At 64.6% G+C, this 2,251-nt stretch carries 1 protein-coding gene and 1 tRNA gene; one reads left to right on the forward strand and one right to left on the reverse strand.

Annotation, left to right across the window (positions count from 1 at the left end; translation table 11 throughout):
- Positions 1–1,381 (forward strand): alpha/beta hydrolase (locus WAN02_RS18965; protein ID WP_422265784.1); only part of this gene is annotated, 1,381 nt, incomplete at its 5' end.
- Positions 1,382–1,861: 480 nt separating this feature from the next.
- Here WAN02_RS18965 and WAN02_RS18970 read toward each other — a convergent pair.
- Positions 1,862–1,934, reverse strand: a tRNA-Lys gene (locus WAN02_RS18970).
- Positions 1,935–2,251: the final 317 nt, after the last annotated feature.

The following is a 2,251-nucleotide window of genomic DNA, read 5'->3' on the forward strand; positions in this document are numbered from 1 at the left end:
GAACAGTGTCGACCGCTCGGCGATGATCTCGGTCAACCCGCCCGGGAACTTCCTCTACAGCGGAGCCGAGACCGATCAGGGGATCGAGAATTACTCGGCGCAGTGCTCGAAAGACCCTTCCTGCCACGCCCGCACCGCCAACCTCGCCGCGAGCATGCAGCACACGACGGCAAACATGCCGAAACGGTGGGGGCCCCTGCCGATCAAGGCGGGCAACGCCCTGGTCGGGACGTTCCTCGGGCTCACCGACGAGACCTCGGCAGGCGGTGGCGTACTGGCCGGGCCGAACACCCTCGACTCGTGGATCTCCGCCGCGCATGGGAACCCCAGCGGCCTGTGGCTGCTATCCACGATGGCCGGACTCATCCTCCCCTCGTCGTTCTCCTGGGGCGAGTTCGCCAGCATCGGACTGGCCGACGCGCACCCAGCCCAGCGCTACTTCAGCTCCGGCACGGGTCGGGGCTCGATCATCGGCAATCCCGGCACGCAGTTCTTGTGGGGCGCAGGCGGCCTTGCCGACTGGCCGGCCAATCCGGGTGAGAACCAGTACACCCGCGTGCAGAACTCGAACGTCCCGACGCTGCTCATCGGCGGAACCCTCGACTTCCAAACGCCGGCCCAGAACGCCACCAAGGAGCTGCTGCCGCATCTGCCCAACGGGCACCAGGTCATCCTGTCCGGGCTCGGGCACGCAGAAGACTTCTGGTCCTACCAGCCGAGCGCCAGCACGCAGCTGCTGACCACGTTCTACAACACCGGCCGGGTCGACACCTCCGGCTACACCCCGAACAAGGTCAGCTTCAGCACATCGCCCACGCAGACAGCGGTTGCCAGGGACATCGTTGGGACAGTGCTCGGCCTCGTCGTCCTGGCTGCCCTGTGGTTGCTCTGGATAGCGCGCCGGGTACGCAAGCACGGTGCCGCAGGGCGCAAGACCAGCTTCGTGACCCGCACCATCGTCCTGCTCGTCCTCGGGATCGGCGGTTGGCTCGGAGCGGCCCTGGTCGTCCTGACGCTCTGGCCCACGCTGTCCCCGATCAGCGAACTGTTCGGGATTCTCGCCACCAGCGTGCCGATCGCACTAGGCCTCTACCTGGCCTGGACCCACCGCGCCTGGGACCGTGCCACCAAGTCAGTCGGTCTCCTGGCCGCAATCGCCGGCGCACTGCTCGGCGGCTGGCTCGGGTTCACCGCGGTATCCGGGATGTTCGCGCTGGTCACCACCATCATCGGTGCTGCCGCAGCAGGCAACCTCGCCCTGATCGCCGTCAGCATCCTCCGCGAACGATCGGCGCGCACGGCGACGGCAACCCTCGCGGTCACCAGCGCGACCGCAACCGGCAGCGCTGACGTGGCGCCCGACCTGGCCACGACGGTGTAGCGGACCCTGGAGAACGAGGCGCGGTTCCCGCAAACCGAAAGGCCCCGCCAAATTCCGCCGATGCCGCGAGCGGTGACTGTTCGGGTTGCCGGCCAGGCTTTACTTGTTGATCCTGCCGGTCTGCGTCGGGTCCTCGCGCGGTTCTCCAGAAGCAATCAGCACCGCCCGCCATCTTCATCTCCATTCCAACCACTCAATACGAACAGCTCGTCCGATGCTCAGATCGTCGACCGGCAGCTGGCCGGAGAGGTCGCAGATGGGTAATCCGGGGACGCGGCTACGGCGATGTCAACGGCGGCAGCGACGGACCTAGCCGTCACGGAGCCGGCACCGTGTCCCCATCATGTCCCCACGCGCCCTAGGCGCTGACCTAAACCCGCAGGTCAGACCGCCAATCACCGGTTCCCACCTACGGATTCCATCCGCAGCAACAATTTCACGTTCAAGATCGTTGATCATGGCTTTGACCTGCACAAATAGTGGGCCGTGTGGGACTCGAACCCACAACCTACGGATTAAAAGTCCGCTGCTCTGCCAGTTGAGCTAACGGCCCGTTTCGCCGACGCGAGGTCGACAGGTCAAGAGGCTATCCGTTAGACGGCGCCGCAACACTGCTCCTAATTAACTGTATAAGCACACTAGATATAGTTGACATGGACGGAGACGCCTTGCAGTATCGATGCATGCACATGCAGTGCTCTTCGCTCTTGCTGACCCGACGTCGTTGTATCGACTTCGTCCGGGTGACGAGCGACCGCTGTCGTCTCAGCTAGGCGTCTCTTCCGGCGCACGACCAGCCCATTCGTTTCACCCTTCTTTGCACGCACTCGTTGTGCATTGCCACCTCCCCCCCGAAAGGTTCATTCACCA

This window comes from Mycobacterium sp. (assembly GCF_049281135.1).
Classification (GTDB): Bacteria; Actinomycetota; Actinomycetes; order Mycobacteriales; family Mycobacteriaceae; genus Mycobacterium.